This is a genomic window from Candidatus Jordarchaeum sp. (assembly GCF_052745115.1).
In genome coordinates this window covers 1-7,357 of sequence record NZ_JBRAKS010000199.1, presented here as the reverse complement: position 1 = coordinate 7,357, position 7,357 = coordinate 1, and the positions used below count along the sequence as shown (strand labels likewise).

The window sequence follows — 7,357 nt, the reverse complement described above, 5'->3', positions numbered from 1 at the left end:
AACTCGGAAAAGAAATTTAAAGAGGGGGGTGACAAATGTCTATGATTTCTACAAAATTTTATGGGTGATAATGTATGGCGAAAATGCTTGAAGGAAAGGTAGCAATAGTAACCGGTGCTGGAAGAGGTTTAGGCCGTGAAGAAGCTCTAGCCCTCGCAGAGCATGGAGCAAAAGTGATAGTAAACGATATGGGCGGAGGCACTGATGGAACTGGTAAATTCAAAGGCCCCGCAGATGATGTGGTTAAAGAAATTAAGGATATGGGTGGTGAAGCCGCTCCCAACTATGAGAGTGTTACAGACTTTGAAGGAGCAAAAAGAATTATAGACCAAGCTATAAACACCTTCGGAAAATTGGACATTCTGGTTAACAACGCTGGAATTCTCAGAGACAAGATGATCTTCAATATGGAAGAAGCGGAATTCGATGCGGTGATAGCGGTTCACTTAAAAGGAACATTCAACTGCACCAGACACGCCACCAACTACTGGAGAGCGCAATCAAAAGAGGGAAAACCAGTCGCAGGAAGAATAATAAACACCACCAGCGACGCCGGACTACTCTACAACCCGGGCCAGAGCAACTACGGGGCAGCAAAAGCCGGAATAGTAGCCTTCACACTTATCGTAGCCAAAGAGGTGTCAAGATACGGAGTAACCGCAAACGTGGTAGTACCAGTAGCCAGAACCAGATTAACAACCGAAGCCACACCATCCCTAGCACCAATAATGGGAAACAAGGAAGATTTCGAAAAGAAATACGGATACGACATCCTGGGACCGGAAGCAATGGCCCCACTGGTTGTTTATCTAGCATCTGACGATGCCAAAGACATAACCGGCCAAGTAATCAGAATAGTCGGTGGAAACATGTGGTTAATGCACAGCTGGAAATCCAGCGAAGTAGCAAAACGCTCCCCACCAGGATTCTGGAAACCGGAAGAAATAGGACCAAAACTAAAACCGCTAATAGAAAAAGCACCTCCAAGGGAAGAACTAGCCGGAATAATAATGGGCGTTCTAAGCTAGAACTTTCTTTATCCCTCCCCTTTTATTTTTAGGCAAATCATAAACAGGATTAGTTAACAGATTTCACTCTTTCTTTTTGTTTATCATTTTTAACCTTGTTCAGTTCTTCTAAATATTTTCCATATCGGTATAAAGCGGATAATGCTCGGATTGCCCTCTCAGGAGTTGGATAAAATATTGCACCGAACATTTTTTCCATAATTGGCCTAACTATATCGTTTTCATCCATGGACCCAACCAGAGGTATGTTAACCTCACCCATTAAATCTTTAGAATTTATTTTATCTATAACTGGTCTAAATTGCTCAACTATGTCCCTTATTTCTGCTATGGATGAACTGGTGAATCCCCCGAAAAACCAAGCATCAATGTTTGGATCTGCAAAAAGCTTTTTGAGCACCTCGGTGTTTGTGAATATTCCTTGTGCTCCGGATGCGGTGAAGTCTACGGGATTTTTAACAGAAGCAAATTCTGGTAAAATCGCCGATAATCTTTCTTTGTTTTCATCACTTATTTGTGGAACTTGTAAGCCTAGTTCTATGCATTTATCGGTGGCTGCGCATCCTACTCCGCCGCTGCCTACCAGTATTCCGACCCTGTTTCCTCTGGGTAACGGCTGAGTTAAGTATGCTTTCAGATAATCGAAGAGTTCTTCAATGTCATAGGCTCTTATTATTCCGGTTTGTTTGAATACCGCATCGTAGATTGCGTCTTCCCCGGCTAGGGCACCGGTGTGGGAGCTTGCGGCAATTTTGCCCTCTTTTGTTCTACCAATCTTTATCACGAAGATGGGCTTTTTTCGGGTTACCCTTTTTACGCTTTCAAAGAATTCTCTGCCCTTTTCTATTCCCTCGATATACATCATTATGGCTTTGGTGTCCGCGTCTTGGTACAGATATTCTAGGTATTCGTAGTCCTGAATGTCACATTTGTCGCCCACGCTTATGAATTTGCTAAACTTAATTCCCTTATTCATCGCCGACGCGGATATCTCAATGCCGTATCCCCCACTCTGGGTTATGAAGGCAACCTCCCCCTTTTCTTTGAATGAAAGGAGAGAGAGACAGAGATTCACTTCCGAACTGTAGACGCCCATACAGTTTGGGCCCACTATTCTAATGTTTCCCTTTTTGGCTACTTTAAGGACTGCTTCTTCCCTTTCCATTCCTTTTTGGCCTATTTCCTTGAACCCGGAGGAGAAAATTATTGCTGCTTTAACACCCTTCTTAACACACTCTTCCATGACGCTTGAAACCACATCGGCGGGAACTATTATTGCTGCTAGATCTACTTTTTCAGGGACATCCAATACGCTGGGATAAGTTTTCTGACCTTGAATTTCCTTGGTCTTAGGGTTTATCAGGTAGATTTTTCCGGTGAAGTTGCTTTTGAGGGCGGTGGATGTTATCCAAGTGGGGAATTTCATAGGTGTGGCTGACGCGCCTATTATTGCCACAGAATCTGGTTTAAAAAGGGGAGTGAGTTGATTGACTATTGTGGTTTCACTACCCATCATTTTTTCTCCAGCGCTTTTTTCCCCAAATCAAAGGCCTTAAAATTAAGTTCTACTGCTTTGGGAAGCTTGCTTTTAATGGCGTTCTTCAAGTGTTCTTCCTCTATGGGAATTGCTTTAATCGCGCATGCCGCACCTATCATTACTATGTTTGATGAGAGTAAGTCGCCTGCTTCCTTAGCCAATTTGATACTGTCAAGGGAATAGATTTTTGCCGGAATTTTTTTTGCGGATTCGAATACCTTACTAAGTTCAGGATAATTTCTGTCTGGGGGCATTATAGCGCGCTCGTTGGTTACAATCATTCCGTCTGGTTTCAGGAATTTTACTGCACACTTAAACGCTTCAAGTGGCTCAAGCCCTATAACAGCGTCTGCACCTGCTTCGGGAATTAGTGGACCATAAACTCTTTCTTTTCCGAGCCGGATATGACTGATAACCGTGCCTCCTCTCTGACTTGCGCCAAATGTTTCGCCCAGTGTGACACGGTAACCGGCTTCAATTGCCGCATACCCCACAATTCTAGAGGTTAAAACACCCCCTTGTCCACCGACCCCTGCGATCATTATGTCAAAATTTTCTTTCATTTCTATACCTCCTACTTTCTTACTTTTGGTGCTTTCTCGGGACAGACCTGGGTACAGGTTCCGCATCCTCTGCACAGTGTTTCGTCTATGTATGCTTTGTTACTTTTATCGTCCCAGATTATTGCGGGACACCCGAACTCGTTTATGCATATTTTGCATCCGTTACACAAATCGGGATCTATGAAGAATGGTTTTGGTGGAGGTAACCCCTCACTTCTCCTTCTCCTCAATGCTTCAGTTGCACAGAGCCTTCGGCATATTACGACCGATGCTTTTGGTTGTTCTAGTGCCCTTTTAATGACTTCCCTTGTCTTTTTAATATTGTAGGGGTCAACGACTTCAACGAACTCCATTCCACAGGCCTTTGCAATGTCTTCTATTTTCACTGGTTTGGTTTTGTCTCCCATCGCGGTGTAACCGGATCCGGGATGTGGCTGAAAACCAGTTAATCCGGTTACCTGGTTTTCTAATACGATAGTAGTGAATTTAGCGTTATTGAATGTAGCATTTATCAGAGAGGGAATAGCGGCGTGATAGAAGGTAGAGTCGCCTATGAATGCTATTACTGGTTGATCTACCCCGGTTTTGGATATCCCGTTTGCCATTCCAACGCTTCCCCCCATGCAGTTAGTTAGAGTGTATGCCATTAGAGGCGGTGGTCCCATCAAACCATAGCAGCCTATGTCGCCTATTCCGATGTAGGCTCCTCCACTGAATTCTCTAGTCGCCAGTTTAGTTGCATATGCTGATGCTCGGTGGGGACAACCTGCGCACAAAGTTATTCTTCTAATCCCCTCATAGGGTTTAATCATTTCTCTAAGCTCTTTCCTTTCCGGTATAGAAGGGATCGGCTTACCCAACGCCTTTGAAATCACACTCATAACTTTCAAAGAATTCAATTCCCCAGCGATGGGGGTAAACGCATTTATTTTACCCAGAATTTCAACGCCTGGAGCCACATCCTTAGCATAAGACCTAAGTTCTAATTCAATAACGGGATCCGTCTCCTCAAACACTATTACTCTGTTGATAGATTTTAAGAATTTAGATACTATTTCTGTGGGTAAGGGAAAAGTCATTCCCAGTTGCAGAAACGCTACATTAGCACCAAGCTTGTCAATAGCTTCCTCCACATAGTGGCGACTTACTCCTGTCGCTACTATTCCTATTTCTTCATCCCCATCCATCTGTAGAGTGTTCCCGGTAAAGCTGTTTGACACTTCGGCAGCTTCTTTGAACTTTTTTGCGTGAAGCCTTTCGTGTAAATATGCCATATCCACCCATCCACGTGCCTGAAGCATTTCCATTCCCACTTCATAGAATGTGGGATAATATTGGGGGACTCGTTTCTCTTGGGGAAGCTCTCCTAAGAGTACATCTCCACTCGCGTGGCAAACCCTAGTGGTCAATCTTACGTAGATGGGAAGTTTTAGTTTTTCGGAAAAGTCGAATCCCATTTTCGTAAATTCTTTGGATTCCTGTGGATCTGCGGGCTCTAGGATTGGAATCTCAAAAACTCTGGATGCCAGATTCCTAGAATCATACTCATTAGCCGAGCTATGTCCCTGGGGATCATCGCCAATGACTACCACAAGTCCTCCCTTACCAATTTGCCAGTGGGAAATGTGGATTAGTGGATCAGACATCCAAGCTACTCCGTGATGTTTTCCCGCAACTAGTGCTCTTATACCACAATAGGTGGCTCCGGCTCCGCTCCAGAATGCTACCATCTCATTAGTTGACCACTGAGCGTAAATCTCAAAATCCTTCGCTAAGAGAGCCATTGTCTCTAGTATTTCAGAAGAGGGGGTACCCGGGTAAGCAGCTGCAAACTGGCAGTTTCCTTCTAGGGCTCCCCGGGCTACTGCCTCATTTCCCATTAAAAGAACCTTTTTTCCGGGTGCATCCAAACTAACTTCTTCACTCATTCTCTAAACCTCCAGTTTATTTCTTCAATTTTTCCAACACTTCTGGGTTGACTACATTTTCATAAATTCCATTTAACGCCTTTTCAATCTGGATACCGTTTTGATTCATCATTCTTACCACGGCGTCCAGTGTTTGAACCGCCATGTGCGGTGTAAGAATCACATTCTCTAATTTGAGTATGGGGTTATCTGCTTCTACGGGTTCCTGTCTGAAAACATCTAGTCCCGCATAACTTATCCGCCTTTCGCTCAACGCCTTATAGAGTGCTTCTTCGTCTACCAGTTCCCCCCTCGCGGTATTTATCAGAATCGCCGTCGGCTTCATAAGACCCAGTTCCTCTTCACCAATTAAATTCTCAGTTTCCTTAGTGAGCGGGGAATGAATCGAAACTATATCAGACTCCTTCAATAGGGTTTGTAAATCTACCTTTTTACCACCCATCTTTTCGATGTCCTCTTTCCCCACGTATGGATCATAAACCAGAATATTCATTTCAAACGCTTTCATTCTGTTAACCACTTCTATCCCTATCCGTCCAAAACCGATTATCCCCAAAGTCTTCTTCCACAGTTCAACACCGAGACCGAGAATACGCCAGCCACCCTTCACCGTGTTTTCATGTGCTTTCACCAAATTTTTTGCACACCCCAGTATCAAAGCTATGGTGTGTTCTGCAACCGATACTGTGGTGCCCACCGGCATGTTCATTACCACTACACCGTTGTCTGTTGCCGCCTTCAGATCAATGCGCTCGTATCCCACACCCGCAGACTGAATAAACCTCAATTTTTCTCCGGACTCAATAATTTTCCTTGTAATAGGATAACTCTTAGCCTGCATGTAGAGTATACCGTCAGCATCCTTCACTAACCGGCTCAGATTTTCCTCCGAAACATCACCGGAACAAACAATTTCCGCACTTTTAATGTGCTGTCCAACCCAATCCAATAGGAAATCCATGCCGGTCACTAAGAGTTTTTTCTCCACATCATTTCCTCCGAATAAACTTAAAGTTTTTTATAGTAATAGTAAATATGAAATAGTCTAAAAAACATTTTTATAAAAAAAGTTATAAGGTTCTCTCCAAGATTTCAGCTAAAGACGTAGTGAATGAACCACTTCAAAAAATTTACGGATAAACTCGTGTAAAAACACATAAAAGAATAGAATACAGGAAAATCTTTTGACTAAACTATGAGACCGCTAATACCTTTAAGTATCTTCTCCGCTTCTTTCACCGTTCTCTCAACAACCTCCTTTACTGTAGGAATATCATCGATTCCTCCACAGGATTGCCCGCAAAGCACCGGTCCATTAATAACATCCCCTTGGTAGACAAGCTCATACTTCTTCTGATCCTCTAATAATTTTTCAAGATCCAGTTTCTGCTCCAACTCAATCTTTTGATTCTTAGATAAAATTTCATGATGCTCTTCGGTATACTTATTCTTTAGCAGTCGAATAGGTCCCAGCATACCCTGGGTAACCACAGTGTCTGAATCCCTTGACCTAACGATAAGTTCCTTATAGTTCTGGTGAAAATCACACTCCTTAGTGGCAATGAAACGCGTCCCCATCTGAACACCCACAGCACCCATAGCCAAAGCACCAGCTAACCCTCGACCATTAAACAGTCCGCCACAAGCAATAACTGGCTTCTTACAGTTTTCAACCGCCTCAGAAATAAGAACCGAAGTGTTGACACCCTCATAGCTTTGATGTCCACCACCCTCATATCCGGTACATATTATGCCATCGCAGAGTTGATCCACTTTCATGGCGTGGTACAGTGTGGGTGCAACGTGAAAGTGTATTAGATCCGGGTCATTTTGTTTGAATTCGGTGGCTGGGGGTTTAGGATTACCAGCGGAAGTAATAACGACTTTTAGCCTCTCCCTCAATTCTTGGTTTTCTTTTCGGAGTCTTATTACTAGCTTGATCAGTTCTGGTGCATCAATTTGTAGTCGGGCAACTCTTATGTTTACTCCGAAGGGACCTGTTGAGTTTTCTGCTACCCATTTGACGTTTTCTTCCATTTCTTCAATGGGATCCTTGCCGAAGAGGTTGGTGTGTGAGATTATGCCCAATGCTCCGGCGTTGGTTACTGCTGCGGCGAGCTTGGTTGTATAGAACGGGCCCATCGGTGCAGAGATTATGGGGTGGTTTATTCCCAGCATCTCCGTGAGTTTTGTTTTTATTATTTTAATCCCTCCATTATCTGGATGCTAAAAACTTTTTTATTTCTTTATATAAAAAATTTATTGGTAATTTTACAGAAGTTATAATCCATATTGAAGAGC

6 protein-coding genes are annotated in these 7,357 nt (G+C 43.4%); 1 reads left to right on the top strand and 5 read right to left on the bottom strand.

Going from position 1 to position 7,357, the window contains the following annotated elements:
• Positions 1-74 precede the first annotated feature (74 nt).
• The gene (locus ACUVXA_RS13490) at positions 75-1,028 is read left to right on the top strand and encodes an SDR family NAD(P)-dependent oxidoreductase (protein ID WP_445871797.1); all 954 of its coding nucleotides are present in this window, start codon (positions 75-77) and stop codon (positions 1,026-1,028) included.
• 49 nt (positions 1,029-1,077) lie between these two features.
• On the opposite strand, the gene ACUVXA_RS13485 is transcribed toward ACUVXA_RS13490, so the two are convergent.
• The 5 genes from ACUVXA_RS13485 to ACUVXA_RS13465 form a co-directional block, all read right to left on the bottom strand.
• Positions 1,078-2,541 (bottom strand): acetate--CoA ligase family protein, encoded by a 1,464-nt coding sequence (locus ACUVXA_RS13485; protein WP_445871796.1) that lies wholly within the window; start codon positions 2,539-2,541, stop codon positions 1,078-1,080.
• Positions 2,541-3,128, bottom strand: a complete 588-nt coding sequence (locus tag ACUVXA_RS13480) for an indolepyruvate oxidoreductase subunit beta (RefSeq protein WP_445871795.1) — start codon at positions 3,126-3,128, stop codon at positions 2,541-2,543. Before ACUVXA_RS13480 ends, ACUVXA_RS13485 begins: the two co-directional genes overlap by 1 nt.
• A gap of 11 nt (positions 3,129-3,139) precedes the next feature.
• On the bottom strand, positions 3,140-5,056 hold the full coding sequence (locus ACUVXA_RS13475; RefSeq protein WP_445871794.1) for a thiamine pyrophosphate-dependent enzyme: 1,917 nt from the start codon (positions 5,054-5,056) through the stop codon (positions 3,140-3,142).
• 16 nt (positions 5,057-5,072) lie between these two features.
• Positions 5,073-6,044 (bottom strand): hydroxyacid dehydrogenase, encoded by a 972-nt coding sequence (locus ACUVXA_RS13470; protein WP_445871793.1) that lies wholly within the window; start codon positions 6,042-6,044, stop codon positions 5,073-5,075.
• 200 nt (positions 6,045-6,244) lie between these two features.
• Positions 6,245-7,255: an NAD(P)H-dependent flavin oxidoreductase gene (locus ACUVXA_RS13465; protein WP_445871798.1), complete on the bottom strand. Its 1,011-nt coding sequence runs from the start codon at positions 7,253-7,255 to the stop codon at positions 6,245-6,247.
• Positions 7,256-7,357: the final 102 nt, after the last annotated feature.